This window comes from Rhizobium sp. A37_96 (assembly GCF_053521765.1).
The window spans coordinates 76,083-102,494 of record NZ_JBNWDS010000016.1; the positions used below are offsets into that span (position 1 = coordinate 76,083).

General features: G+C 58.2%; 28 protein-coding genes and 1 pseudogene. 13 read left to right on the forward strand and 16 right to left on the reverse strand.

Annotation, left to right across the window (positions count from 1 at the left end; genetic code table 11):
• Positions 1 to 4 precede the first annotated feature (4 nt).
• The 4 genes from virB10 (at position 5) to ACQZ6J_RS28465 (ending at position 5,592) form a co-directional block, all read left to right on the forward strand.
• On the forward strand, positions 5 to 1,339 hold the full coding sequence (gene virB10 / locus ACQZ6J_RS28450) for a type IV secretion system protein VirB10 (protein WP_047636022.1): 1,335 nt from the start codon (positions 5 to 7) through the stop codon (positions 1,337 to 1,339).
• Entirely contained in the window at positions 1,336 to 2,385 is a 1,050-nt protein-coding gene (virB11, locus tag ACQZ6J_RS28455; protein WP_047636021.1) for a P-type DNA transfer ATPase VirB11, read from the forward strand. Before virB10 ends, virB11 begins: the two co-directional genes overlap by 4 nt.
• A complete protein-coding gene (locus tag ACQZ6J_RS28460; RefSeq protein ID WP_047636020.1) occupies positions 2,354 to 5,152 on the forward strand; it encodes a type IV secretory system conjugative DNA transfer family protein in 2,799 nt (932 codons plus the stop codon). The genes virB11 and ACQZ6J_RS28460 overlap by 32 nt, the downstream gene beginning before the upstream one ends.
• An 89-nt stretch (positions 5,153 to 5,241) precedes the next feature.
• Entirely contained in the window at positions 5,242 to 5,592 is a 351-nt protein-coding gene (locus tag ACQZ6J_RS28465) for a hypothetical protein (RefSeq protein WP_047636019.1), read from the forward strand.
• Positions 5,593 to 5,650: 58 nt separating this feature from the next.
• Here the strand turns inward: ACQZ6J_RS28465 and ACQZ6J_RS28470 are convergent, their stop codons facing one another.
• On the reverse strand, positions 5,651 to 6,997 hold the full coding sequence (locus tag ACQZ6J_RS28470) for a hypothetical protein (RefSeq protein WP_047636018.1): 1,347 nt from the start codon (positions 6,995 to 6,997) through the stop codon (positions 5,651 to 5,653).
• Positions 6,998 to 7,006: 9 nt separating this feature from the next.
• Positions 7,007 to 7,300: a hypothetical protein gene (locus ACQZ6J_RS28475; RefSeq protein WP_047636017.1), complete on the reverse strand. Its 294-nt coding sequence runs from the start codon at positions 7,298 to 7,300 to the stop codon at positions 7,007 to 7,009.
• A gap of 389 nt (positions 7,301 to 7,689) precedes the next feature.
• On the opposite strand from ACQZ6J_RS28475, the gene ACQZ6J_RS28480 reads away from it, so the two are divergent.
• A complete protein-coding gene (locus tag ACQZ6J_RS28480) occupies positions 7,690 to 8,031 on the forward strand; it encodes a helix-turn-helix domain-containing protein (RefSeq protein ID WP_047636016.1) in 342 nt (113 codons plus the stop codon).
• Between the two features lie 31 nt (positions 8,032 to 8,062).
• Here ACQZ6J_RS28480 and ACQZ6J_RS28485 read toward each other — a convergent pair whose 3' ends face one another.
• From ACQZ6J_RS28485 to ACQZ6J_RS28510, 6 genes are all read right to left on the reverse strand, one after another.
• On the reverse strand, positions 8,063 to 8,446 hold the full coding sequence (locus ACQZ6J_RS28485; protein WP_343287069.1) for a hypothetical protein: 384 nt from the start codon (positions 8,444 to 8,446) through the stop codon (positions 8,063 to 8,065).
• 182 nt (positions 8,447 to 8,628) lie between these two features.
• Positions 8,629 to 9,000 carry a hypothetical protein gene (locus tag ACQZ6J_RS28490; protein WP_047636015.1) on the reverse strand — a complete coding sequence of 124 codons (372 nt, stop codon included), beginning with the start codon at positions 8,998 to 9,000 and terminating at the stop codon, positions 8,629 to 8,631.
• Between the two features lie 8 nt (positions 9,001 to 9,008).
• Positions 9,009 to 9,320: a hypothetical protein gene (locus ACQZ6J_RS28495; RefSeq protein ID WP_047636014.1), complete on the reverse strand. Its 312-nt coding sequence runs from the start codon at positions 9,318 to 9,320 to the stop codon at positions 9,009 to 9,011.
• Complete coding sequence (locus ACQZ6J_RS28500; protein WP_047636013.1) at positions 9,321 to 9,944, reverse strand: thermonuclease family protein; 624 nt, start codon at positions 9,942 to 9,944, stop codon at positions 9,321 to 9,323.
• Positions 9,941 to 10,573, reverse strand: a complete 633-nt coding sequence (locus ACQZ6J_RS28505; RefSeq protein ID WP_047636012.1) for a thermonuclease family protein — start codon at positions 10,571 to 10,573, stop codon at positions 9,941 to 9,943. Before ACQZ6J_RS28505 ends, ACQZ6J_RS28500 begins: the two co-directional genes overlap by 4 nt.
• A 17-nt stretch (positions 10,574 to 10,590) precedes the next feature.
• The gene (locus ACQZ6J_RS28510) at positions 10,591 to 11,307 is read right to left on the reverse strand and encodes a thermonuclease family protein (RefSeq protein ID WP_449086499.1); all 717 of its coding nucleotides are present in this window, start codon (positions 11,305 to 11,307) and stop codon (positions 10,591 to 10,593) included.
• 92 nt (positions 11,308 to 11,399) lie between these two features.
• Between ACQZ6J_RS28510 and ACQZ6J_RS28515 the strand changes: the two genes are divergently transcribed.
• Genes ACQZ6J_RS28515 through ACQZ6J_RS28535 form a run of 5 tightly spaced genes read left to right on the forward strand, consistent with a single transcriptional unit; the run spans position 11,400 to position 15,340 of the window.
• Positions 11,400 to 11,798 carry a hypothetical protein gene (locus ACQZ6J_RS28515; protein WP_047636011.1) on the forward strand — a complete coding sequence of 133 codons (399 nt, stop codon included), beginning with the start codon at positions 11,400 to 11,402 and terminating at the stop codon, positions 11,796 to 11,798.
• 7 nt (positions 11,799 to 11,805) lie between these two features.
• Positions 11,806 to 12,555 (forward strand): ParA family protein, encoded by a 750-nt coding sequence (locus ACQZ6J_RS28520; RefSeq protein ID WP_047636010.1) that lies wholly within the window; start codon positions 11,806 to 11,808, stop codon positions 12,553 to 12,555.
• Positions 12,556 to 12,560: 5 nt separating this feature from the next.
• Positions 12,561 to 12,959, forward strand: coding sequence for a hypothetical protein (locus tag ACQZ6J_RS28525; RefSeq protein ID WP_047636009.1), 399 nt, complete (start codon positions 12,561 to 12,563; stop codon positions 12,957 to 12,959).
• 4 nt (positions 12,960 to 12,963) lie between these two features.
• Complete coding sequence (locus ACQZ6J_RS28530; RefSeq protein ID WP_047636008.1) at positions 12,964 to 13,356, forward strand: hypothetical protein; 393 nt, start codon at positions 12,964 to 12,966, stop codon at positions 13,354 to 13,356.
• Positions 13,322 to 15,340, forward strand: coding sequence for a relaxase/mobilization nuclease domain-containing protein (locus ACQZ6J_RS28535; RefSeq protein ID WP_047636007.1), 2,019 nt, complete (start codon positions 13,322 to 13,324; stop codon positions 15,338 to 15,340). The genes ACQZ6J_RS28530 and ACQZ6J_RS28535 overlap by 35 nt, the downstream gene beginning before the upstream one ends.
• Before the next feature lie 61 nt (positions 15,341 to 15,401).
• Here ACQZ6J_RS28535 and ACQZ6J_RS28540 read toward each other — a convergent pair whose 3' ends face one another.
• From ACQZ6J_RS28540 to ACQZ6J_RS28575, 8 genes and pseudogenes are all read right to left on the reverse strand, one after another.
• Positions 15,402 to 15,986: a hypothetical protein gene (locus ACQZ6J_RS28540; protein WP_047636006.1), complete on the reverse strand. Its 585-nt coding sequence runs from the start codon at positions 15,984 to 15,986 to the stop codon at positions 15,402 to 15,404.
• A 401-nt stretch (positions 15,987 to 16,387) separates the two neighbouring features.
• Positions 16,388 to 17,401: an alpha/beta fold hydrolase gene (locus ACQZ6J_RS28545; protein WP_047636005.1), complete on the reverse strand. Its 1,014-nt coding sequence runs from the start codon at positions 17,399 to 17,401 to the stop codon at positions 16,388 to 16,390.
• Positions 17,391 to 18,983, reverse strand: a complete 1,593-nt coding sequence (locus ACQZ6J_RS28550; protein WP_047636004.1) for an RcgA family putative transporter — start codon at positions 18,981 to 18,983, stop codon at positions 17,391 to 17,393. The genes ACQZ6J_RS28545 and ACQZ6J_RS28550 overlap by 11 nt, the downstream gene beginning before the upstream one ends.
• Before the next feature lie 497 nt (positions 18,984 to 19,480).
• Positions 19,481 to 20,257 carry an L-iditol 2-dehydrogenase gene (locus tag ACQZ6J_RS28555; RefSeq protein ID WP_047636003.1) on the reverse strand — a complete coding sequence of 259 codons (777 nt, stop codon included), beginning with the start codon at positions 20,255 to 20,257 and terminating at the stop codon, positions 19,481 to 19,483.
• On the reverse strand, positions 20,254 to 21,252 hold the full coding sequence (locus tag ACQZ6J_RS28560) for an ABC transporter ATP-binding protein (protein ID WP_047636002.1): 999 nt from the start codon (positions 21,250 to 21,252) through the stop codon (positions 20,254 to 20,256). The genes ACQZ6J_RS28555 and ACQZ6J_RS28560 overlap by 4 nt, the downstream gene beginning before the upstream one ends.
• Before the next feature lie 18 nt (positions 21,253 to 21,270).
• On the reverse strand, positions 21,271 to 22,101 hold the full coding sequence (locus tag ACQZ6J_RS28565; RefSeq protein ID WP_047636001.1) for a carbohydrate ABC transporter permease: 831 nt from the start codon (positions 22,099 to 22,101) through the stop codon (positions 21,271 to 21,273).
• A 1-nt stretch (position 22,102) separates the two neighbouring features.
• Positions 22,103 to 22,751 (reverse strand): annotated as a pseudogene (locus ACQZ6J_RS28570) (carbohydrate ABC transporter permease); the annotation flags it as partial.
• Between the two features lie 345 nt (positions 22,752 to 23,096).
• A complete protein-coding gene (locus ACQZ6J_RS28575; RefSeq protein WP_068391593.1) occupies positions 23,097 to 24,140 on the reverse strand; it encodes an IS110 family RNA-guided transposase in 1,044 nt (347 codons plus the stop codon).
• A 76-nt stretch (positions 24,141 to 24,216) separates the two neighbouring features.
• On the opposite strand from ACQZ6J_RS28575, the gene ACQZ6J_RS28580 reads away from it, so the two are divergent.
• The 3 genes from ACQZ6J_RS28580 (at position 24,217) to ACQZ6J_RS28590 (ending at position 26,405) form a co-directional block, all read left to right on the forward strand.
• Positions 24,217 to 25,430, forward strand: a protein-coding gene (locus ACQZ6J_RS28580) for an IS3 family transposase (protein WP_449086500.1) whose coding sequence is annotated in 2 segments (ribosomal slippage) — positions 24,217 to 24,553 and positions 24,553 to 25,430 — 1,215 coding nt in all. Because the reading frame shifts where the segments join, the coding sequence is not laid out codon by codon here.
• 79 nt (positions 25,431 to 25,509) lie between these two features.
• Positions 25,510 to 26,019 (forward strand): response regulator transcription factor, encoded by a 510-nt coding sequence (locus ACQZ6J_RS28585; protein WP_158008789.1) that lies wholly within the window; start codon positions 25,510 to 25,512, stop codon positions 26,017 to 26,019.
• Between the two features lie 185 nt (positions 26,020 to 26,204).
• Entirely contained in the window at positions 26,205 to 26,405 is a 201-nt protein-coding gene (locus ACQZ6J_RS28590; protein ID WP_077472830.1) for a hypothetical protein, read from the forward strand.
• Positions 26,406 to 26,412 lie beyond the last annotated feature (7 nt).

Below are 26,412 nucleotides of genomic sequence, written 5' to 3' on the forward strand. Positions count from 1 at the left end.
CACGATGTCTGATCCGAACTATCACTCCATCGAAAACGACACAGCGATTGGCGGGCAGGTGAGGCGCTCGGGCATCGGGCTGATGCGGCCGGTCGCCGTGGTGGCGGCGATCGCCGGCATCGGCGTCGTTCTCTATTTCCTGTTTTCCGGCGGGGAGCGGGAACCGACAGTCGACAACACCCCACGGGAAGAGTTCCGTCCGGTCCAGGCGCCGAGAAACGAAGGTTTCAATCCGCCGGCGCCGCCGCCCTTGCCGACTGTCCAGGTGCCCGAGGCGCCACCTCCGCCACCACCCCCTCCGCCGGCCCCTGTGATCCCGGCCCCGGTCCAGATCGCGCCGCCGGTCGATGTCGATTGCTCAAGGGGAAACAACCCGGACAATCCAAAATGCATCGAGCTCGCCCGGCAGGCTAAGCTTCTCGAGCGCGTGCGCTCTACAGCCGTTGTCTTCGATCAGTCCGAACAAACGAACGGTGCAGCACGGGCTTCGTCCGATACTTCAGGAGCTGGTCTGTTCGGGGCGAACAGCACGGCCGGAGCATCTACGGCGATTGGGGACACTGGCGGGGCGGTCGATGGTGATCGCGCCTTTCTGAAAGCGATGGGTGGCCAGGGGGTGGAGGTCTCGGTCGCCGCCGAGAACCGCCGTATCGATGCCTGGATCCCGCAGGGCACGATGATCCGCGGCACGCTGGAGACGGCGGTCAATTCCGACCTTGCCGGCATGGTGAAGGCGATCGTCCGAGAGGATGTCTATTCCTTCGACGGCCGGCGCATCCTGATACCCGCCGGCTCCTCGCTGATCGGCGACTACAAGTCTGGTGTGGAACGCGGCCAGGAACGCCTGTTCATCGTCTGGACGCGCATGATCCGCGGCGACGGCGTTTCGGTCCAGCTCGGCTCCTACGGTACGGACCGTCTCGGCCGCTCCGGCATGACAGGTGTCGTCGATCGGAAATATTGGGAGCGGTTCGGACCGCCGGCGCTCCTGACCATGATCGGCGGGGTGACGCAATACATTGCCCAGCTCGGTCAGAAACAGGATCGCAACATCACGATCGTCAATACGGACGGAACCGTGACCAGCATTCCCCAGGATAACGGCACCACGTCACAGGATCGCGCGCGCGAGATCGCCTCCGAGACCATCGCATCGGGCATCCAGCAATTGGCGACCGAGGCCTTCCAGGATACGCGCAACATCAAGCCGACGATCCATATTGCTCAGGGCTCCGATATTACGGTGTTCGTGACGCGGGACCTTGATTTCTCGGATCTCTATCCGGACCCGGTGCGCGAAGAGTTCGACCGCTTGCGCAGAAAGAAGGCCGCCAAATGAACGCGCGCCTGTCGATCTCCGCCGAACAGCATTTTCTCTCCGAGGCGCTCGAACCCATCCGACCTTTTCTCGACGATCCCGTGGTGGTCGAGATTTCTTGCCAGCGCAGCAACGAAATCTGGCTCGAGCGGATCGGCCAGCTCAGCATGATCAGGCAAGAGATCGATGGGCTTGATCAGGAGGCGATCCGCCATATGGCGTCCCGCGCTGCCTCGTTCACCAAGCAGACCGTCAATGCCGAACGTCCGCTGCTCTCGGCGACGCTCACCGACGGCGAGCGCGTCCAGTTCGTGCTCAATCCGACGTCGGCCACTGGTCACGCCTTTTCCATCCGCAAGCAATTCATCCGACGCTTCGACCTCGACGATTACGAGAGAGCCGGAGCTTTCCGCTTCACCAAGGTGACGGGAGACGACTATATCGATGATGTCGATATCGAGTTATCGCGCCTGCTGCGGGCCGGAAGGACGCGCGCGTTTCTGGAGCTCGCGGCGATCAACCATCGCAGCATGTTGATCTCGGGCGGCACGTCCACCGGCAAAACGACATTCCTCAATACGATGCTGACGGCGATCCCGGACCATGAGCGTTTTATCCTGATGCAGGACACGGCCGAGCTTGAACCGCGCCAGGAAAACGTCGTCTCGCTGCTCGTCTCGAAAGGCGGCCAGGGCGAGGCGCGAGTCACGATGACCGACCTTCTGGCCTCTGCACTGCGCCTCAGGCCCGACCGGATCTTCATGGGCGAACTACGCGGCGACGAGGCTTTCGACTTCCTGAACGCGATCAACACCGGTCATCCGGGATCGATGTCGACCATCCACGCGAATTCTCCGCATCATGCCTTCAACCGGCTGTCGACCCTGGTGCTCAACAGCAATGTTCGCATGGAGCGCGACGACATCATCCGCTACATCCGCTCGATCATCCCGATCGTGGTCCAGTTGAAGAAGAGCGATGCTGCCGGCGGCCGCGGTGTCAGCGAGATCTATTTTGCAGACGAGGTGGACGAAGATGGCAAGCGTATCCACGGGCGCAGAGGCTGAACGCCCGAAGTGGACGAAGTTTCAGGAGGTCTCGGCCTTCACATTCCCGGTCGCCGTTCTCGGCGCCGTGCTGATATGGCTGCTGTTCTTCACGCTGATCTACGACCTGTACGTCACATCCTTCGGGTCGACCTCCTATTACGACTACATTGCGCAGGCCCGCGTTCTCGACAGTATTGCCTACACATGGTCGGTCATCCGCGCGCGAAACACCGTCGGACTCTCGATCTTGGCTCTAGTCCTGGCCTCGCCGTTTCTGTTTTTCCTTTTGTGCTTGTGGATGCTCAAAGGCGGCAGGGCGCTGTCGCGCAAGATCCTCTACCTCCTGCATATCCGGTCGATGTTCACCTTGATCGCGCATACCGCACTCATCTTCGCGGCTGCTTATGCCGCCGTGATCGTCTACGGCGTTGTCTTCTATCTCGTCGCAAGCAGAGCTGGTGGGTATGCCGCTATCGCCGATTATTATGGGGCCCATCTCGCGGCGATGTATCAGGTCCCCTTTGGAGCCACCGACGCGGCCGGTACGTTTCAGCGGCCGTCACGCCAGATAGTGCTTGCGGCGCTCGCCGGTCTGGCCGCGGCGGGAGCGCTGGTTGGGTTTCCGATTGGGGCGGCGATCCAGAAACGCCAGCGCATGATCATGGGCAAGGCGCGGCTGGCGACCCTGAAAGATGCCGCCGATTTCCGGCTGCGCGATAAGCACGGGATTGTGCTCGGTCTCAAGCAGGGCCTTCTTCTGCGCAACGATGGCGACCAGCATGTTATGGTCATCGGCTCGCCGGGACAGGGCAAGTCGCGCGGCTTCGTCATTCCGACGATGATGAGCTTCAAGGGATCGCAGATGGTCCTCGACATGAGCGGCGAGCTGTTCGAGGAGACGTCGGGCTATCTGAAGGACCGGGGCTACGAGATTTTCCTGCTGGCACCAGGATCCAAATTTACAGACGGTTACAATCCACTCGACCTGATCAGTGCCGATCCCAACCAGCGGATCACCGACCTGCAGAAACTGACGCAGATGTTGCTGCCGGAGCGCCTGCGGTCCGATTCCTCCGACTTCTGGGAGGAGAGTGCCAGAATTCTGCTCACGGCGATGCTCGGCTTCGTGCTTGAATGCCCTGATACCCGCAAGTCGCTGAGCGAACTCTACCGCATTCTCAATTCGATGTCGGACGAGCGGAAGGCGATCATCCAGCTGCTGGAAAACTACGAGGCGGTCCTTTCCGACCAGACCCGCATGCAGCTCACGAAGTTTGCCGGCCGGCACGAAAAACTCGGGGAAGGTATCGCGGCGGAGATCGTTGCCAAGCTCAATTTCTTACAGAACCCTCTCGTGGAGGCGCTGACCTCGATTACCACGATCCCGATCGACACGATCAGAACGCGAAAATTGGTGATCTTCATCCAGGCTGACTGGAACGCGATGCAGATCTACGAGCGACTGATCTCGATGTTCATCCAGCAGATGGCCGACAAGCTCGTGCAGATGGGACCGCTACGCAATGGCGAGCACGAAGTGCTGATGATGCTCGACGAGTTCGGCAATGGCGGCCGCATAGACACCGTGCTGACTCTTGCGCCGCTGATCCGCAAGAACGGCGTTCGCTTCGTCTTCATCCTGCAGGACGGTGCCCAGCTCGAGCGGCTTTACCAGCGCTCTGGCCAGAAGATTCTGATGGGAGCTTCGACGATCAAGCTGTTCATGAACTTCCAGAACCAGGAGGACGCGGCCGCCGTCTCAGCCGCCGCCGGAAGGACGACGGAGTGGGTAGAGCAGTCCTCCTATTCCCATCGGCATGGTCGCAGGCAACGATCGATCTCGAAGGTGCCGGTGTCGGTCGACCTTCTTCCCGTCAACACGTTGATGATGATGAAGCCGGAGGAAGCGATCCTTCAGGTCACCGGCATGCCGCTCATGCGCATCATGAAGCTCGACTCGGGTGGCGAGCGGATGTTTTCGAAGGTTCAGAAGTTCAAGCCAGTAATCAGGCCCTGCATGGAGCCGGTCGAGTGGACGATCGCTGATAGCGAGGCCGTCTGGCCCGGCGCGCCAGCGCCTGAAACAACGCCGTTCGCAAGAACGGCGAGCCAATTGTCGGGCGCCGGAATGGACGTCGATTTGGGTGCCATCGAGCGACCCCGGGAGGCACAGAGCGTCCGCTTCATCGTCAAGGAGGGCGTACGTCATGTCTATATCTCGTCGCTCGATGAACTTCGTCAGCGTCTGGATCTCGACGAAACGCGCGAAGCCGGCGTCTCGGAGGACGAGCCTCGGGAGGAAAACCAGAAAGCTGAGCAGAACAAGCGACCCGGTACGACGGCCAATCCCCCAGCAACGCGCCCAGCTGCGCGCGGTTCCGGTCCCATGGAGGTCGAGAACGTCCGTATCGAGATAGATCAGGCGAAGCTGGATCGTAATGTCTATCAGGGATCTCCACGACCTCGACATCGGCTTGATCGCACTTCGGATATCCAAGACGAGGCTGGAACTTCCCCTGGATCGGTCCTCCTGCGGCGACAGGAGGTCCGGGGCGCATTCGGAGCGGACATCAAGGCCTTGAACGACGCAATTTTTGAGCAGGCTGACGCGGGCTCGCTCGACCCGATGGAGTTGAACGCCGATGTCGAGCTCTTGATCGGAACCCTCTCCGGACGCTTGGCTGAGGACAGTTCGAAGGCATTTCTGCGCGAATTTGCCAATCTTGCTCGCGATCCGCTGCGCGAAGACAGCGCGCGACATGACGACGCCGACCGGGTTGAATAGGCGGTAAGTGCCGAAATGGGGAATACGCGCCTGAGATTGGGATGGGACATTTGCCAGTTTTAATTTGGGCTGACGGAAGGAGAAGATGCATGGCCGAAATCAGATACCTCGCAAATCGAAATTTCTATAAAGACGACGGTTTCGAACGGATTGTCGCGGCAGCCAAGGCTAACGCCGGCCGCTGGCTGATGATCAAGGAGCGTGTCGTGGAGAAGCGCGCTATCAAGGCACAACTTTTACGCCGGGGAGTAGGTGTAGATGAGGACCACCTGTTTCCGACGGACCTGACGCCGACGATCGCCGAACTCGCGGAAGGGCTTGTGTCCGCCATATTCGGCAGCTGCCCACCGGAGATACGATCCCGTGCTCAGGTGGCTCTGATCGAGGCAGCGGAATCCGAGCTTGATGGCGAGTGGGCACACCCATCCCGGGGCGCCTGAGAGCCGCCCAAGATATTTCTACCACGTGGATCATCGACCCGGCGTTCCGCCGCAAGTTTCAGCGATCTCCTAACTTGTCGACGACCCACGCCTGCAGCCGCCGCCCAGTATTTTCAGAATTCGGTCCGGTAAGGTCCTCCGGAAAAATGCCGAAGATTGGCCCGAGGTGCTTCATTCGCGGAATGGTTTTTTCCTTGGCCTCCCGATATTCCTCCGTCTCCATCCCGAAGGCCTCAACGAGGAGTCTGCGCGGTGGGTGATCTCTATATGCAATTTCCAAGACGAAGTCTGGTCTGCAAAGACCTATGGGCGTTTCCGACGCGAAGAGTGGCTTGATAATGGAGATCCGGAGTTCTGGCGCAGCGTCGAAGAGCGATTGCTGAAGCCAGAATAGCAGATGGGAAACGTCACGCTCAAATCCGGACTCGACGGGGAAAAGCGTATCGCCGTTGTAGACCGGCTGGGCGTAGGCCTGCACAGCCCGAGCCGGGCCTTCATCGTCTTCCTGAAAATCCACGTTCAGAAGGGTCAGAAATGGCCCTCGACTTGCCGGATCGCCGCGGAGCGGCTGTCGAACCTTCGCAAGGATGTCCATTGTTCGCGAGGAAGATGCTGGCATGATCGCCTGCGTGGATACGCTGGTTGAGAACAGCAGCATGAACCCGGTGCGGCGAAGTCCTTCAAGCCAGTCGGGGCGGGAGGTCGCAAGCAACCGTTGCCAACGGCTGTCGGGATTCCAATAGTCCGCAGCCCAGGTCGATAGAAGCGCATTTAGTGTCCAGGTCCTGAGCACCCTGAGTTCCCTCGCGGCCGAGCGCAGCCGGGCGAGCTGATTGCCGAGTTTGAGATCGGGCTCGTCCTGTAGCGGCGGGACCACGTTGGTGCCCGCCTTCTCGAGCATTCGCCACAGGATGCCTCCGAGTCGTGATGGCCGGTCGTTTCGTTCTGTCGACCGGGAGGGATCTTGACCTGAGACATCGGCAAGGCGGATGGGAATGGCGGGAAGTGCATCGATGTAGGTGCGATCCGATCTCGGCAGTGGGCGAAGATGAAAGCTACGATCGAAGAGGGCGGGGTCGGCGTCCTTGTCGACATGGAATGGACAGGATGGCGCGTGATTTGGTCGCTTGTCGTGTCGGCCGGGGACCTCATCCTTCGCGGTTAGCCGTCGCAGGGTAAACGTGCGTTCCTGCTGGATCGGGGCAAGTAGCGGCTGGTGTCGCCCGCCCAGACAGTCGCATTCGATCCAGCCATTCATAACCTTGACGCGCCGGATAATCGCAAGCGCGATCACCTCGTCGTCGTTGGAGGCAGCGTTGCCGTACCATGCCCGTAACGCGACCGCCTCGCGGTCGCTCAGTTCAGACAACACATGGGTCGAGCTGTTGCGGACCACGATACGCATGGTTTGCCGTCAATATCCGATCGACCAAAGGCTGAAGCCGAGATATCCGACACCCGCGGCACCAGCGACGGCGATGGCCGTCTCCGCCCAACCGCGAATGTCCCAAAAGCTGCCTTTCCCTGTGCGAGCACCTTCAATCGCAACGGACAGGAAGATGTAGGAGGGGATGACCATCGCATAGCCCAGGGTCAGACTATCTCTAAAGGCCACCCGAGCAGCGACGAATGCGAGTGCCAGGAACAGGGCCGCTATTCCTAACCGCCGCGTGTCAAACCGATAGCCAAACCGCTCGAGCCACACCATCAGTTTTCTCCCTTTGATAGAACCGACAAAAATTTAACCGCAGTTAAAGTTTGGCGCAATTGGAGATTGGTGTACAAACACGGGGAAACATCAATAACAGCGGGAAGCAGGGCCTGACTGGAGCATCCTTCTCGCGGCGTGCAATCGGTCTCTTGCACCGGCTGTCGGCCGCGGTGTATTGAGCGTAACGGACTTGTGAACAGTCGCATGCTAGAGATGAACAACAACCGTTTGCGCTTACCTTCTTGGTCTCAGAATAACGTCATGCATCGAATGAGCGGTAGAACTCTGAAATATTCAAGCAGCTGTCGGCGCGCTCTCGCTTCCCCTTATCGGCGCCTACCGTACGGCGACGCGTTCATGGACCCTCCGGGTGAGGATATCATTCGATGACGCGGGTGAGGGACGATGGCGCTGATCAGCTTTCGAACATGGTTGACCTGAAGTCGCTCTCCTTTCAGGAGCGGCTCGCCATCGGTCTGATGCGATTGAAGGCCCAGCGCCGGTTGACGAACAAGGACCTGGCCGAGCAGCTCGGCGTGTCGGAAGCCTATATGTCTCAGGTCACCCGCGGCATGCGGGATGTCAAGCTGTCGACCCTCGACAAGATGCAGCGCGAGTGGAATGTCACGATCGAGGATTTGTTCAGGGTTTCGGACAGTGACCTTGCTCGGATAGCGGCATGGCGAGCCCGTCGCAGGAAAAAGAAAGCCACTGACGAGCCGACGTAAGTTCTGGCGCGTGACACGCATTCGACGCGGGCTAGTGATTCAGGTTGAACCAGAACCTTTGCTTCACGCCTTGTTCGTCAGGAATATCGAAGAAATAGGGATCCGCGCGGCGCGGCCGCCGCGTCGCGATCTGCTCAGTGCAGCTATCGCCTCGATCGCCGAAGGTCCGCCGTATCACGGCTCCCCTTAGGTCGGCGTCAGAAGCGCGCTGACCGGCAGACCGGCAAATATCGACGGTCTTGATGCATTGATCGGGCTCGCCTCCCCCGCCGTTGTTTCCTTGCGAGCTATAGCCCACCGTCGTTCCTACCGGGCAGTCTTCGTAGGTTTCGTGACCCGGCTTGCCGGCATTGGCCTCATGGCAGATTGGCCACGAAAACCCCGGCTCCTTCATGGCCGCAATGAGCTTTGTCATGGGCGGAACGCAGTAGGGAACCCCGTGCCAAGACGGGTTCTGCGACGCCGCGCAAAGGAGAACTTGGCATCCCCAGGATGCATCCTCGGCATTCGCCGGGGTCGCCGATGGCGCAGAGGCCGAACTAACTATGATTGCGGCCAATATCAGCGTCGGTCTCATTGTTCGCTCCTTCAGATTGTTCATTGAATCTGCGTCCAGGCGCCGTCAATTTTCGCAAAGGAAAGGACGCCCGGTTGCCTGGCCCCGGCAAATGACCCCGTCGTCGTTGTAATGATGCCAGCGCACGTCACACCCGGCGCGGCTTGACGCGGTTTGCATTCAGAAATCCGCATTGACCGCCCCGACTTCGCAATTGCGGCGCTCGCCTCATCGTCGTTGGGAGCGTCACCGCTCGTCTTCTGTAGCGCTTCGTCTTTTAGCCGGGTGATCTCGTGTTCGAGATCGATCTCCTGGCCGCTCTTCCTCACTTCGTTGATCGCATAGCCGCCGAATGCGCCTAACAGGAAGGCGATTACCGCCGCTAGGACCGCGCCACCGGAAAGCTTGTTCATCGCCAGCTTCAGTATCCCTCGATCCCAAGGCGTTTCAGGATGGCGGCCGGATCGGTCTCGCAGTCTCTCTTCCACTCACTATGCTTTGCACAGGCATAGGCGTACTGGCTGAGATCGGCTGATGAGAGATCGGCAAGCCTGTTGCCGACAGCTTTCCACCGTTGCACCTCGGCAGGATCGCAACCCGCCCCTCCGGCTCCGCAAAAGCCGGGATCGCGCTGCTCGATCTGCTTCTGTGTGGCGCCGTCCTGCGCGATCGCTACCGAAGCGGAGCCGGACATCAATATGAGCGCTACAGCGGTTCCAATAATGCGGTTCATTCAACCTCCATGTGCTTCATTAGGTGTCAGTGACTTGGCGGGGCCCACGGGCAAGGGCAGGGGCAAGTCGCCGTCAGGTTCCAGTGAAGAGGCCCTCGATTTGTCCCCGGTCGCCACCGACGCGGTGTAGAGCCAAGGAGGAAGAAGATCCGGCGACGACCAGACGCCGTATCCGAGGCCGCGGGCCTTCCTCTCGATATCGAAATAGGCGGGGACCTGAGGTTCGCCGCGGTAGTTGAACGCGTAGCCAATGCCTTCTGCAATAGCCGTGGCGGCGAGGTTCGTCTCACCAACAAAGCAGTGCGCGAGGACCAGACCGTTCGCGTCGCGAGCAATGGGTGCGCAGTTGACGTCCTGCCCAAGTGTGCGGAGGATCATCCAGGCCCGCGAAACTTGACCTGCCGGCCAGTCGACGCCATCGCTTGTTGCTGTTTGTTCGAGGCGAGGGGCTTCGTATCCTGCAAGCCGCACGGTTTGTCCGCTCTTCCTGAATTCAAAGGTTGTGGCGTCCACGACCTGGACTTTTCCGAAGATCTGCCGGGGGATATCGGCCGGTCTGTTTTGCGCCGAAGCGGCGGTCGCCGTCATCATCATCAGCAACATCGACAATGATGCACCTCTCATCGCTGCGCTCCCGCTTGGCCGGCCAGGACTGCGACGGGATGAGGCATGTCGGAGTAGGCCCAAAGGCCTGCGCGTGCCGATCTTGCACTTTCTTCAGCCACCCTGTAGCCGGGAACGATCAAATGGCCGCTGGTGTCGACGGCGGCGAATCCCCACCCCTCGGCAATCATATAGGTCGCCAGATCATAACGCCGCTGGCCTGATGTCGTTTGGCAGGCCACCACAGCATTGTTTTGGTCGAGATCCTTGATCGTCGCGCAGACGGGCTTCGTGTCCTTGATCAATGCCTGTGCCATGATCAGATTGAGCTCTCCGCAGTCCCTGATGACGCCGGGAGAAATCGTGACAGAGGTTCCGCGGAGACACGTTTGCAGGCCGTAAAGACGATATCGCCGCCCGGCGGAAAGCCAGGTGTCGCCGGTTTCGAATTGCGCTTGCACCGGAAACGGGACAAATTGGGTTCGATCGCTTTCTTGGCTGCCTGCGGTAGTACCTTCGCTCTTAAGCGCCTGAATAGGGATGATCGGCGCCTGGAGGCGAGGAGGTTCTGGGTGGCTCGTCCCGGCGAGCATCGGCATGATCGATATGCCTGCAAAGAGGCCGGAAGCTGCGAGCGTGGACATCAACATCAGGAACCTCATCGCGATCAGTTCATGGAAGGATTGGCGCGATAGCGCTCACCGTAGGGATGCGTGAAGTGGGCGTTCGCCCAGATTCCAGTCTTTGTTCTCTTCGCGTTTTCCTCTGCCTGCGCATATTCCGGGAATATCGCGCGGCCGGCACGGTCACGGGCAGCAAACGCCAATCCCTTGGCGATAAGCACCTCCGAAAGCGATTGTGCGTCGCCGTCCTTCACGAAAAAGCACTCGGCAAAGCGCACAGTCGGCGTGCCTGTGTTTTGCCCGAGGAAATGGCACGGAAATGCGTTGCCAGCGACCGCCTTGGCTTCGCCGAGCGTGGCGGTCAAACCGGCGAGTGAAACCATCGCGCATGTCGTCCGCAGGCCAGCGAATTCCACCTCTTCGACCGAGAGACAGCCTTGGACACCCGCCAGTTTGACGATGGTCCCATCGGAGGCAAGAAACGCGCTCCCGCTCAGGGCGCCCTCAGGCATGATCGTTTGCAGGTCGAGCCGCTCGACTATCGATGAGGTATCGAGGATTGTTTCGGGAGGAGGGATCAGATCGCGCCCCTCTGCGTAAGCCTTCTGATAGGAGTTGACGACTCTCGAAGCAGCATCGTCCTCCGCGGCAATCGCCAGGGCGTCCTGCGTGCATGCAATGGTGCAAAAAAGGAGGCGAGTAAGCCGCCGCGCGCCGGGGTTCATGCGTGAATCCGTCATCAATTGGCTGTCGCGAAGCATGCACAAAATTATACTGCAGTGCAAGTCTGGAAATACCGCGAGGATTGCGATATGTTTGGTCTGACACTCAAATGTGCGCACGGAGAAGGTAGATGTCAGCACATCGAAAGGCCATCAGGGTCGTGACTTTTCCCTTCAGGGCAATGTGGTTTCTGGTCTTAGTCGCCAACCTTCTGGTCGTCACGGCTGCCTGTGTGGTGATCGCCGCCTTCCTGGCCTACGGCCTTGCGCTGACGCTATCTTACCTCTTGCTACCGACGGAATGGACGCGGGCGCTCTGGCAATGGGCGGCGGACCTTTACGAGCAGTCCCACTGGTTCAAAGGCGCGACAATCACCTTCTTCGTGCTCCTTTTCCTGCCGATCCTGAAGTTCTGGCCGGGGAGCGATCCCAAGGCAGATGCAGCCCGGGAGCGCGAAGCCAACAGGCTCAACGATGATCTGGTCGCGGCCCGCCAGCAGGCGCAGAGCCAAGCGAATCTTCGAGGCTGAGGGCTCCATGACAGGAAAACCACTTTCGCTCGCGATCTCGACCTTCAAGGGTGGCGCCGGCAAATCAACCTTGAACGTCAATCTTGCAGCCGAGTTCGCCCAGCAGGGCCACAGGACACTGCTCATCGATTGCGACGAGCAGGAATCGTCGACGCGGTGGTACAATGTCTCCATAAAACGGGGATTGCTCCCCACCGACGGCACGCTGCTGCATCTGCGGGTCGCGCCGGATGACCGGTTTGCAGATCGCCTCGCGGAGGCACCTGCGGCGGATATTCGAATCTACGATGTCGGCGGATACGTTCACCAGCGGGCAATCGAGGTCTATCACGAATGCGATGCAGTCCTCATTCCTGTCATACCCGAACCGACGGCCGCGACTTCAGCCATCAAGGTGGCGACGATCCTCAAGGAGATTTCCAGGAAGCGGGTGCAGGGTCCAATTCCATATGCGGCGATCTGGAACTACGTGGACATGATCGCCCTCAAGCACAATCGCTCCCTTCCGGAAGTCCATGCCATCCTGACAAGCGGCCGAATTCCGATGGTCGACACGGTCATTCGGAAGAGCAATCATTTCAGCGATGTCGGCGCCGGCTTCGGGTCGCTCTATTCCAAGCTCGCCAGCATCGAGAACAATCCGACGCTGACGCCGTCGGCCAAGCGGCGCGCCTCAGAAAGCGTGCTTGACGCGATAGATCTCGTAAAAAAGATCAATAACGAGTTCATCGGCCTTCTGCAGGCGGAGGCTGCCTGAGCGCGATGTCGAGGGAAAGAACGCCGGCTGGCAATATTCTCGCCCTTGCCCGATCGAGAGAGGATCAGGCGAGGGACGTGGAGGAGGATGCGACCTCCTACATGCCGACAAGCCTCGATCTCGACAAGCTGATGCCGGAGGATCCTCCCCAGGCGCAGGAGCCGAGCGTCAATACGGAGCCAAGGTCAAAGCTCGGCCGTCCTCCAGCCAGAAGAGAAATTCCGGAAGAGCAGGCGATAGAAGCCGACGAAATTACGGGATCCGTGAAGAGGAAGCGTATTTCCCTCTACCTCGACGATGACGTGCTGACGAAGATTTTCCGCGTATCGCTGGAACGGCATGAGCAGCTCTCATCGGCGACCCACAGACTGATCCTCGAAGCGCTGAAGGCGAGGGGGCTGTAGGCAGATGCGCGAACCGGCCGTCATGTTCCGTCTACCGGCCCATGTCCTGAGCAACGTGGAGCTGCTTGCCGGCCGGCTCGATATTTCCGTCAATCTTGTCGCAAAGCTCATCGTCACCAGGGAGATTATGCATATACCTGCGATCCTCGAAGAGCACGAACGGCAGCTGGCAAACATGCACCAGTTCCTCCGCGAGCTCGCCTTCCGGAACGAGGAGTTTCTGTCGGAAGAGCGCGACCAAGCCATCCTCGCCGCCGCCATCATGACCAAGCTGGGCGAGGTGATGGCCGCCGTGGATTCGATCCGCGATGCAGCCTTTGTGAGACCATCCACTTTTATCGCCGACCTGATCAGGAAACACGATGAACGACCTCTCCAGAAGTCGCTCGGGGTCTAAGCCTGAAGGCCGCAGACTACCGAGCTATTTCGACCTCATCGAGGATGAGCTTCGACGCCGCGGCGGCGGTGGCGGTGGAACCAAAAAGGCGCCGGTGAGGGCAAAGGTGGGGGTCCCCTCGGTTGGGCGGAACGCCGGCGCGGCGACAGCCTTAAGTCGGGCGAGTGGCAATAACGCCGTCGTCGTCAAGGTGTTGTCGTATGGAGCAGGTGCGGCCTCGGCTCGCAACGTGCTTGCCTATCAAAGCAAGGAGGAAAAGGCACATGATCAGGATGGCCGTGAGGTCACCGATCTTAGCGAAGAAGTCCGATCCTGGGAGCGGGAGTTCGGAAACAGGAAAGGAAGCAAGGACGTTTTACGGTTGACCTATGAGCTGGAGAGTACCGACCGGGAACACGTTGCCCGCGCATTGAGTTCGCTTGCGTCCGACGGGTTCCGCGATGTTGGTGATTCCGATCGGACCTACGCGTTCAGCGTTAGCGAGGGCGTAAAGGGACAAACCCGTCTGAACCTGGCGCTGGTGATCGCGCACGAGAAAAGGGACCGATCCGATCGGGGCAGCCAGAATCGCATAGCCGCCGAAATGGATGACGTGCACGCGATCGATGCGCGTGTGGACAGAGCATTGCGGATGGAAGGAGTGGCGCCAGTCTCGCGCTATCCGGTGGAGTTTTCGAGCGGTCCGAAGGGGCTGGCCGCGACGCTCCATGCGATGCAGCGGCAAGGCGCGGAGGTCACGCTTTCGACGAAGGCCCACATCGAGGAGCGCCCGGGCAGGAGCGGCCGCTATTATCAAGCCACGGACCGGCGCGAGATGACGACAAGCGATCATAAGCAGCTTACGGTCGAGAGTAAGATAGTCGCCGCGCTGATGCAGACCCGTCAGCCGCGCGATTTCATGCATCTGTTGTTGTCGGGCCCAGCCAATGTCGACCGTGACCGATTTGTCCTGGCTGGTCGTGACTTTCTAAAAGAGCAGTTCTCCGGCCACCGATATGCCTATGCTGTCCACAATCGCAACGACCTTGAGAAGCATCCGCATCTGCATGTGATCGTCGCGCTACGCAATGCCAGCGGCAAGATGCTCAACCCCAATATCCGCGACTTCACCGAGTGGCGCACCCGCTTCGCCGAAAAGGCGCGGGAGCGCGGAATAGCGATTGATCGTCAAAAGCGTGTCGAGCGTGCTGGTCCACCGCCCATCAAACGATGGGAATGGGAGATGTTTCACCGCATGGGCGCGACAGCACCCACGAATGTTGTCGACAAGGTGATCTCCAAGCTTCGCGACACGCCCACCGCGCCGAAGCTGGAAGACGCGAGGAAGCGGTTTGATCAGACCCGACACTCAGTTGGGCGCGCCATCCAAATGCTGGAAGGCATTGCTAAGGACCGAAGTGCACCGAGCACGGCGCGGGAACTGAGCCACGATCTGTCGCTCGGCCTGCAGCGCGAATACCGTCGGTTGGAAGTAGCCGTGCGCGACGGACATGATCCTACCAGAATGAAAGGAGAAGAACACATGCTGCGATCCACACCCATCAGTGCTGCTCAGTCGAAAGCGGCGAAGGAGATGCTGGCGACCACTGCCCTCAGCGTTGCGGCAAAGATTGCCAATCCCGCCGATCGGCTGCTCTTCGAGCAAGCGACCAATGTCATCGGCAAGGTCGTCGGGCTGCAACTCGACTCTCGTGTAACCAAGAATCGAGATCGCGCAGAGGTCGGTAAGGCGAAACGCTCTTCGGATAGCTTGGAAACGAAGTCTGCGACTGGTCGCGACCACGTAGCGGAGCAGGGACTCGATAACAAGACTTCGAGCAACCGTACCGTCGATCAATCCCGCATAGCACGCTCAAATGCCGACCACGATAGCTCTGAGAAAAATCGCACGGAACGCCAAGGTAATCAACGGCGTGACCGCGATCAGTCAAAATCGATCAAACTTCGCCCACCACAGTATAAGGATCGGGATCGAAGCCGGTAGCTGAATGGCCTGCGTGAGCAAGGCCGCTTTTGTAGAACTGGCCCTGATGCCGAAATGAGACTTACGGCAGTTTCAAAGCGTGCTTGATCGTCGTTTTAAGCCAGACCATTGTGGCCTGCGTATCGATGTCGGAGGAGCCAGCGGCACTTGATCCTGGATAAAGAATTTCCGTGAAAACAGGCGTCTTTTTGCTGAAACGAGAGAAATTTCCTTTGCGCACCACGACCGTCATCGTCGGATCGACTTCATACCATTCAGTCAGTTTCAATATCACATCGAGGTCAGAGGTCGAGGGCCAGTGCCGGGTTTGACCCTGGCTCGGTGAATGGATCGCCTCCATCCAGAAGTCGGGTACGGCGCCCGAGACCTTCAGAAGATCGTCGAGCAACCGCGTAAGCGTTGCACTATCAATGCGTGCGCTACGATCGAATGGGGAAGCCGTATGGTACGAAATGAACCCGAAGCGGATGTTGATGTCGCGCAACTCCTGAAGCATTGCCAGGAATCTTGTGTCGATATCTCCCAGCGTCTGGTCTCCAAACTCCGGCCTGTGCCGTAGCAGCAAGTCATCACGCTCAAAAATGACTAAGCCAACTGAACCCTCTCGTCTTTGAATGCCGCGATCGTCGAGTACGACCGTCTCCATAGCTGCTCTCATACCGGCTTCGCTTCCTTCAAACGCTGCAATCCGCAGTCGGTGGCCGTGTAACATTGGGTTAGTCCGAACCGCGACTGAGTTGCGAGACGCCTTCCAGTTTTTGATAATTGATAAAAACGACGATTACCGCAGATTGCACGATATGATGCGAAACCAACCGAAACGAAACGAAATGGCGCCAGCAAGTCCTTGTTAATATTTTCGAATTTTTACAGAGACGGCTCGGGGAAGATTTCCTTTTTTTGGGCCTCGAGTCTGGCCCCAGATGAAATTCTTGGCTTCCGGGCTTGGCAGGAAATTCTCCGGGTAAGGGGATTGTCCAAAGTACATGCAAAGACGGGTCGCTAAAACCAACCGGCTCATGTACGTGGGCGTCTCGACGTCTCAATCTATGATGTAGCGGCGCGCGACAAAAAACGCTTCAGGCTCCAACCTGCCAAGAAAATGTACGGGGGCGTCGCGAGCGAATAGTGACCGCAGTTCAGCTTCAGAACGCTCGGCTTCGCTCCTGCTTGTTGCAGTTTTCGGATGAAGCTTTTGGTTAGCGCGGGCAACACTACTTTGTCTCTTGTTGCGAAGACCACGTGAAGCGCGAGTTCGGGCCGTGCCAATTTGTGCGCGAAATTCTCCAAATTCAGCGGACCCCATGCCCTCCGCAGATCCGTGAGTCCAATGGCCGGTTCTAAGCTCTCGCGGATCGAGCGCGTCGCGCGTCCAGTCCAAACCATGTCTGCAAGACTTCCAGCCGTCAAAAACAGCGAAGCTTTCGATACGGCCGGTTCATGCGCTGCGATCAGACCCGCCACCCACGAACCCAGACTCATGCCAAGAACCGAGATCTCTCCGTAGCCTTCGCTCTTCAGCCACCGGATGAGTTTCCGCCCATCCCATACAGCCTGCCTTACAGATTGGATCGTGCGGCCGAGATTTGAGCTGAGCATATAATCGGCGTACAGCGCGCCGGGTCGGCTGCGTTCGAAATGATAGGGCATAGCAATCTCCACGACCGTGATCCCACGTTTCGAGAAGAATCCGGCGATCTGGCGTTGTCGGGCGCGGGCATTCCAATGATGGAAAATGACCAGAACCTGATCGCGCGAGCCACTTTCGGTGAGTTTTGCCCAAACGGTGTTGTTCTCGTCCACGTCGGTGGCGATCTCCGAAGGGAACGTGAGCCACCCGTCGTGCCTTTCAAACCCTTGCACGCTCCGTCCCGGCTCATCGTAAAAGCTTGGATCGGACACAGCGTGGTCCGCAAGGACACAAAACTCCTCGAGAGAGTCTGCCTCCTCCGCACCGGGGAAGGCGCGGCCGGAGTCGAGGATGAAATCCGTCGCTTCCTTAACTTCTTCACCGCGTTGGGCTCGACGTTCGTCCCAACGATCCAGCCACCTATGATACACCCTGATTGCTCTCCGATTTGCGCGATCGCGGCAGCCCGAACTCTGGATCAAAGAGGCCGTATGTCGCAACCAGCACTCCCGCGATGAGAATGATTGAAAAGCCGTCAAAGGCATCGATCAACAAATAAGTGGCGAAGAGCAGGCCAACGACCGCCGACATCTTCCACAAAGCCTCACGGAACCGCGCTCCGACGTTCAGGCGGATGGAGCCGTAAAGAAAGACGACACACGCCGAAATGGCGACAAGGAGACTGCTGTAGTGCGTCGGCATTCTGTAGCCGAAGGTGTTGGCGGCGTGATGGTCACGATATACGACCGAAAACAAATCGTGGACTATCCAGGTTACAATATCCGCTCCGTCCGAGCTCAGGTATGAGCTTTGAACTTTCATACATATGGCAACGAGGATACCAACGATGGTGCACCGGAAAATTCCCCGCATGACTCTGATGCGGACTACGCAGTCTGGATGATGCTCCCCTCCAAGCAGCGGCATCAATCCTTCTTCTATTCTCCAGAAATCGTGGATGATCGTGTGGAGCAAAATAAGACCCGCGAAGAACAGATAGAAGCAGAGGCACATGTACAGGTACGCGAGCCCAGTGAAAACGATCTCCACCGGCACTGATATGAGATCAGGTTGTACGTTTGCCACCGTGCCCCAACTCGTGGCGTAGTCGCCACCACCTTGCAACAGTGGGATCAAGCACACGCCAATCCATTGAAAAACACCGGCGAATATCACGCAAATCACGAAAACCGCCGCGTACGAGTAAGAATAAGCCTGGACGTTGCGCGCCCAGGAGACCTTGCGTTCAAACCTGTTTGTTTGCGCCAACAGCCTGTAGCGCGCGTCCTGTTTCCAAAGGAGTAGCAGCTCTGTCACAAACGAAAAAAATAGCGGTAAAAGTATCATGAACAGGAACGTCCAGTTCGGAGCCCACAGGAAGCCGACCTGCTTTACGACCCCATCTGGCCGACTATATGTAACGCTGTGTATCCCCACGATGTACGACAAAAATCCGAGGGCAGAGGCGCCAGCGAATGTGGACGCGGGGAGGTTCAAGGGAGATCCGCTACCAAAAAGCGCCTCCGTTCGTTGGGCCAAGCTGAGGCCTTTTTTTTGCGGAACGCGCTCGTCGTCTTGTCCCTCGGCGTCCGCAGGCTGCATCTGAATTTGCCCGGTCACCGGGCCGGGATCTGCAGCAGAAGTCGCTTTCTTTAAACCTCGTCTCTTGGCAGTGAGACGAGCTTGAGCCGCGCTAAGCTCCAGGAGCCATTCGCTCGTCGCTTCCCTATCATCGCAGCCGAAGATCCGAGCCAACCAGTTGATATTGGAAGGGCTGATCCCCTTGTCGTTCTCTTGAAACCATAGTTGGACCGTGCGTAAATCGACTCCGGCCCGATTGGAGTCGATCTGCGTAATCGCCTCTGCCAGGAGCTCCGGAGTCCATGGCCCCTGTGGAAAGCCGTCAATGCCGACCGGACGGCCCGCACCCACAGCAGCTAACTGCTTAAACAGTTCTTTGAAGTCGCTGCCGTCCTTGGGCGGAGCGACAAATATCTTCCCGTTCTTTTCCAATGGTTCAGACGCTCAAATGTGTTCAGTTTTCCCATATGCACAGCGGGCCCTCCGCCTTGTGATGCCCTTCCGATCGGTGCCGTGGAGTCCCTTCTCGTCCTCATCGAAGCAATGGGGAAACTGCCACAGACGACTCCTCGTCCGTCAGAGCGAAGTCGGCGCTGCTTGGTGACAGCTTTATATACCGAGAATGTCCGGGCGAAAAGAAAAAAGCAGCTCCTGCGTGTGTAGGATGCGCAGAAGGTTGGTGCGAAAATAGTAAATAAAGTGTGATTAAATAACGGCTTAAGAGAAAGCGGAGCGCCCGTACCGCCAAGAAATAAGCGGCCAATACTTCAATCAGGAATTGAATCGCATAATCCAGTTTATGGAACTCGTCGCATTATGAAGACCCTCTTGGAATCATGGTATCCTGGAGCGCTCCCCATTGGACTAACAGGTTCGGCTAGGCGATCAACGTGTTTGGAGGGCCGCGATCTGAACGCCAACGAGCTTCATCAAGTGGTCCAGTTCCCACCATCCACATTATAAGTTTGGCCAACAATATAATCGGCTTCCTGACTTGCCAAGAACACGGCCATTCCTACCAAATCTTGTGCGGTGCCCATGCGGCCGAATGACACTGCCGCGCCAACCATCTTTTTCTTTTCTCCTAAAGGTCGATTCTCGTACTTGGCAAACAGAGCATCTACGCCGTCCCAATGCTCTCCATCGACGACGCCTGGTGCAATCGCATTGACGTTGATACCAAATTTTATGAGGTCCAGCCCTGCCGATTGTGTGAAACTAATGATTGCGGCCTTGGTCGCACAGTAAACGGCGACCAACGCCTCACCCCTCCTCCCCGCTTGGCTAGCCATATTGATGATCTTTCCCCCACGTCCTCGCACAATCATAGATCTCGCCGCCGATTGCATTGTAAACAGCGACCCGCCCACGTTAATCGCAAACAATTTCTCGAAGCTTGGACGTGTTATATCGACGATCGGAGCAAGATCGAAAATTGCTGCGTTATTGATTAGGATATCGATTCCGCCAGTATTGTCGTCAACGGCGTGGATGGCCGCTTCGATCGAGGATTGATCTGTCACATCCATCTTAACCGGATACGCCCGCTGACCAATATCACGTGCTGTTTCGGTTGCTTTTTTGATGTCGATATCCGCGATTGCAACTGTGGCTCCTTCACGCGCGTAGGCTTCGGCGAAGGCGCGGCCAATACCTCTCGCGGATCCAGTTATCAATGCGGATTTCCCTTCAAGGCGTCCGTTCATTGCTTAAGTCCTTCCTCGTTAAATTTGTGAATGAGCGTCTTGTCCGGCGTCAGGTAGACGGTGTCGCCCGCCTTGGCCGCGAACTCGCCACCGCCACGTGCCGTCACCGGGCCAATGCCATCGACGTCGATATGCAGGAACGTATCGGAGCCAAGATGCTCGGCGACCGTGACCCTGCCCTTCCACTCACCGCTCTCGTTCGACAGCATCACATGCTCCGGACGAATGCCGATCGTGTGCGCGCCGAGCTGTGCTGCCGTCTGGCCCTTGACGAAATTCATCTTCGGCGAGCCGATGAAGCCGGCGACGAAGAGATTGCGCGGGTTCTTGTAGAGCTCCAGCGGCGAGCCGACCTGCTCGATATTGCCCTTATTCAGCACCACGATCTTGTCGGCCATGGTCATGGCTTCCACCTGGTCGTGGGTGACGTAGATCATCGTGGTCTTAAGCTGCTGGTGCAGCTCGCTGATCTCGATGCGCATATTGACGCGCAGCGCGGCATCGAGGTTCGACAGCGGTTCGTCGAACAGGAAGGCCGACGGCTGGCGGACGATCGCGCGGCCGATGGCGACGCGCTGGCGCTGGCCACCCGAAAGCTGGCGCGGCTTGCGCTCCAGATAGTCGGTGAGGTTGAGCACCCGCGCGGCATCCGAGACCTTCTTGTCGATCTCGGCCTTGTCCATACCCGCCATCTTCAGCGGGAAGGCGATGTTGTTGCGCACGCTCATATGCGGATAGAGCGCATAGGACTGGAACACCATCGCCAGGCCACGCTCGGACGGCGCCTTTTCGGTGGCATCCTTGCCGTCGATGACGATCTTACCGGCGGAGACATCCTCAAGCCCGGCGATCAGCCGGAGCAGCGTGGACTTGCCGCAGCCCGACGGGCCGACGAAGACGACGAATTCGCCGTCCTGGATATCGAGATCGATCGAAGGGATGACCTTGGCTTCGCCGAAGACCTTCGAGACTTTCTGAAGGGTAATGCTGCCCATGTTTCTCTCCCTGTCGTCTTATTTCACCGCGCCGAACGTCAGGCCGCGGACGAGTTGCTTCTGCGAGAACCAGCCGAGGATCAGGATCGGGGCAATCGCCATTGTCGAGGCTGCCGAAAGCTTTGCATAGAACAGGCCTTCGGGGCTGGAATAGGAAGCGATGAAGGCCGTCAGCGGCGCCGCCTTGGAGGCGGAGAGGTTGAGGGTCCAGAAGGCTTCGTTCCAGGCAAGGATGATGTTGAGCAGCAGCGTCGAAGCGATGCCCGGCACCGCCATCGGCGTCAGCACATAGATGATTTCCTTGGCGAGCGAGGCGCCGTCCATGCGGGCGGCCTCGAGAATTTCGCCAGGGATTTCCTTGAAGTAGGTGTAGAGCATCCAGACGATGATCGGCAGGTTGATCAGCGTCAGCACGATCACCAGACCCAGACGGCTGTCGAGCAGGCCGGTATTGCGGAACATCAGGTAGATCGGGATGAGCGCGCCGACAGGCGGCATCATCTTCGTCGACAACATCCACATCAGGACATCCTTGGTGCGCTTGGTCGGCGAGAACGCCATGGCCCAGGCAGCCGGGATGGCGATGATCAGGCCGATCAGCGTCGAGCCGAAGGAGATGATCACCGAGTTCATGAAGTGAGCCAGATAGTTCGAGCGGCTCTGTACTTCCGCATAGTTCTCGGTCGTCCAGTGGAAGAACAGGAACTGCGGCGGCGAGGCGATCGCATCGGCTTCCGACTTGAAGCTGGTCAGAAAGGTCCAGAGGATCGGGAAGAAGATCAGGATCCCGAGCGTCCAGGCAATCGCGGTCATGATGACCTTGCGCTGTGTGGTGACTTTGCGAGCCATCTTACGCCTCCAGATTCTTGCCGACGAGGCGGACAAGGAAGATCGCGACGATATTGGCGAGGATGACAGCGACGATACCGCCTGCCGAAGCACCGCCGATATCGAACTGCAGAAGCGCCTGCACATAGACAAGATAGGTCAAGTTGGTGCTCTGCGTGCCGGGACCGCCATTGGTGGTGACCAGGATTTCGGCGAAGACCGACAGCAGGAAGATCGTCTGGATCAGGATGACCACGGTGATGGCGCGGGCCATGTGCGGCAGCACGATATAGATGAATTTCGAGACAACGCCGGCGCCGTCCATCTCGGCGGCTTCCTGCTGCTCTTCGTCGAGCGACTGCAAGGCCGTCAGCATGATCAGCGTCGCGAAGGGCAGCCACTGCCAGGCAACGATCAGGATGATCGAGAACAGCGGCGCATTCGCCAGCCAGTCATAGGGCTGCAATCCGAGCGCCTTGGCGAGATGCGCGAAGAGCCCGTTGACCGGGTTCATGAACATGTTCTTCCAGACAAGCGCAGCGACCGTCGGCATGACGAAGAACGGCGCGATCACCAGGATGCGGACGATGCCCTGCCCATAGATTATCCTGGTTCAGCAAGATCGCGAAGGCGATGCCCCCAATAACCGTGATCAACAACACACCGAGCACCATCGGCTGCAGCCCCAAGGGCGTCCGTAGGAGGAAGCAATGGAAAGAACACCCGATCGGCCCATATGAACTGCCCCCACTTTCGACCGGACACTCAGCATAAGCAGGAAGGCTCAAGCACAGGCTTGAGGATATGTGTGGACGCCTCCGGGTGCGCAAGAAGAATCTTTGTTTGACGGCGTCGAAGTTTGGTGCGGACATGTGTTCGGCTTCTTTTGCGACGAAGCACCGCCGCCAGCCAGTATGGATTACGCGAGCTCGATCCACTTCAGGCTTACGTGCTGTCAGCACTTATCCTCAATCTGGTTCTCCGAGCCCCGTTCAAACTCTTCGGCCATGCAATCCTTAGACCTTCATTGCTGCGCGGGAATTCGTCAGGGCTGGCTGCATGTAAGACCCTCCGTGCTTTAGAATTGCCCAGGCGACGCGAGCCATCTTGTTCGCTAGCGCTACGATCGCGAGCATCGGTGGCTTTCTGTGGAGGATGCTGGCAAGCCAAGCGCTTGGCTTGATCTTCCCACGCCTTACCCAAGAAACGACGGCACTGGCCCCCATGATCAGCAGACGTCTGAGCGTCCGTTCGCCCATCTTGGATATTCGTCCGAACCGCTGCTTTCCTCCGGTGGATCGCTCGAGCGGGGTTAAGCCAACCCATGCCGCGAAGTCACGTCCCTTCCGGAAAGTCGCCGGATCGGGAGCCAGGGCCGCGATTGCTGCCGCTGTCACAGGTCCGATCCCTGGCACAGAAGTCAATCGACGCGCATCAAGGTCGTCACGCGCCCGCTTTTGGATTTCCCTGTCGAACTCTGTTAGCTGAGCTTCACACGATGAGAGATGCTGCCATAGTGAACGCAGGATGCCTTGAGCTGCGGGCGGCAGATTATCATCACTCTCGATGACCTCCTGCATCTTTGCAGAAGCGGCGGCACCCTGAGAGAAGATGTAACCAAATTCCGCCAAATGGCGTCGTATCGCATTCAGAAGCTGGGTCTTCTGGCGTACCACCAGATCTCGTGCGCGAAAGACAATACTCGCGGCCTGCGATGCCTCACTCTTCACATGAACGAAGCGCATGTCCGGCCGCTGCGCCGCCTCCGCGATGGCCTCGGCGTCAGCAGCATCGTTCTTCTGCCTCTTCACAAACGGCTTGACGTAATCCGGAGGTATCAGAAGCACTTCATGCCCCAACTCTTGCAACTGCCGCCCCCAATAATGCGCGGTGCCGCAAGCCTCCATCGCTACCCGGCAGTGGGGAAGTGACATCAGCAGCGTGATGAGTTGAGCTCGCCGGACCTGTCGGCGGAAAACGACATGTCCGTCTGCAGCTACGGCATGCAGTTGGAAAACATGCTTGGCGACATCCAAGCCGATGAGAACGATCTGGGTCATTGGGTCAACCTCCTGGTGCTGGACATCCTCGATACTGCCACAAGGTGGCGAAGGAGGCGTCCACTCCATCAGGCTTATGTCTAACGAGTTTCGACAGGTTGATCTGATGATCGGTGACGTCCGGCGGCGACGCTGGACAACCGAACGCAAACTGCAGATCATCGAGGAAAGCTATGCCGCCGGGGAGACCGTTTCCTCCGCGGCGCGGCGGCATGGAGTTGCGCCAAATCTTCTGTATCGCTGGCGCAGGCTCCTGAGCGAGGGAGGTGCGATGGCCGTGGATTCTGACGAGCCAGTGATCGGCAATTCCGAGGTGAAGAAGCTGGAAGATCGAGTGCGCGAGCTTGAGCGTATCCTCGGGCGCAAGACGTTGGAGAACGAGATTCTCCGCGAAGCTCTTTCCAAAGCCCACTCAAAAAAACCGATATCGCGGCCGATCTTGTTGCCGAAGGACGGTTCCCGATGAAGACCGTGGCTGACGTCCTTGGCGTATCGCGGTCCAATCTGGCGGAGCGCCTTAAAGGCAAGTGCAAGCCGCGTGGATCATACCTCAAAGCGGACGATGACAAGCTGCTGCCCGCCATTCGTAAACTCGTGGATGCTCGGCCGACCTATGGCTATCGGCGGATCGCTGCCCTTCTCAACAGGCAGCGGCGAGCCGCCGATCTGCCCGTCGTCAATCGCAAGCGAGTTCATCGCATCATGGCCAATCACGCTATGATCCTTGAGAAACACACGGCGGCGCGAATAGGCCGTGTCCACGACGGCAAGGTCATGGTGATGCGGTCCAACCTGCGCTGGTGCTCGGATGGCCTTGAGTTCACCTGCTGGAATGGCGAGGTGGTCCGCCTCGCGTTCATCATCGATGCGTTTGACCGGGAAATTATCTCATGGGCAGCCGTCGCTAACGCCGGGATATCAGGTTCCGACATTCGAGACATGATGTTGGAGGCCGTCGAAAAGCGCTTCGGCGCAACCAGCGCCCCCCATGCAATAGAACATCTATCTGATAACGGCAGTGCATACACCGCGCGCGAGACCAGGCTGTTTGCCCAAGCCCTCAACCTGATCCCATGCTTCACGCCCGTTGCCAGCCCACAATCGAACGGCATGTCTGAAGCCTTCGTCAAAACCTTGAAGCGGGACTATATACGCATCTCACCCATTCCGGACGCCGATACAGCTCTCCGGAAGATCGACGGATGGATCGAAGACTATAATGAAATCCATCCACACTCAGCGCTGAAAATGGCCTCCCCAAGGGAGTTCATCAAAGCATTGTCTCAATAGCTGGTCTGTCCGGCGAAATGGGGGGCACTCCACCATATCACATGTTGAAACTACGGAACTGACAAGTCTGAACGCACTCTTGGTAGACGACGACCACGTTTTCGCGCATCGACTTGGCAAGGCTCTACAAGAGCGTGGTTTGAATGTCGAAATCTGCACAACAATCGAGAGAGCGGGCGCCGTAATCAATCGCGGTTGCCTCGATATACTGATAACTGATCTGCGCATCGGCGACGACAGCGGTCTTGAACTCGTGAAGCTTTGCAAGGAAGTATCGCCCAACACCAAGTCGCTTGTGCTTACTGGATACGGCCACGTCGGCGCTGTTGTATCCGCGGTGAAACTTGGTGCGACCGAGTTCTTAAGCAAACCCGCGGATGTGGATGAGATTTTAGAGGTGCTTGGAGTTTACCCTCAACTGAGCCAAACGGAGGCGCCATGCCTAAAGTCCGCAGAACGGGTCCGCTGGGAACACATCAACAGCGTGTTTACTGACACCGGGAACAACATGTCGTTGACGGCGCGGCTTTTGCGTCTGCATCGACGGACTTTGCAACGGCTGCTATCCCGCGGTCCACCAAAGGAATGATTGCTGACCCTATAAATCTCCTTCAGATTTGATCCAAGGATCGAGCATTCCGTAACAAGGCAGTTCCATTGCAAAGCCCCACAGCGATGGAACCGGCTCCGTACCCCAGGAGCTGACGCGGATCGATATCGGGTCCGCGTGGGCCGGCGGCCATTCCGCCGGCCCTTTCTGGAAAGAGGTTATCAATGAACTATGAAGACGGAATGACTGTATTTTATGATCCAGTCTCAAAGACCGTGATCGTCGCTTTCCGTGGAAAAACCACGATATTGAAAGGGCCTTTTGAAAGTCTCCGCGCTGGCGTTGCTGCCGGTGAAGATTTATGCGCAGAGCTCGGCTGGCGTTCGAACACAAGTGATGCAGAAAAAAGTGATGACGTAACTTAATTTGAAA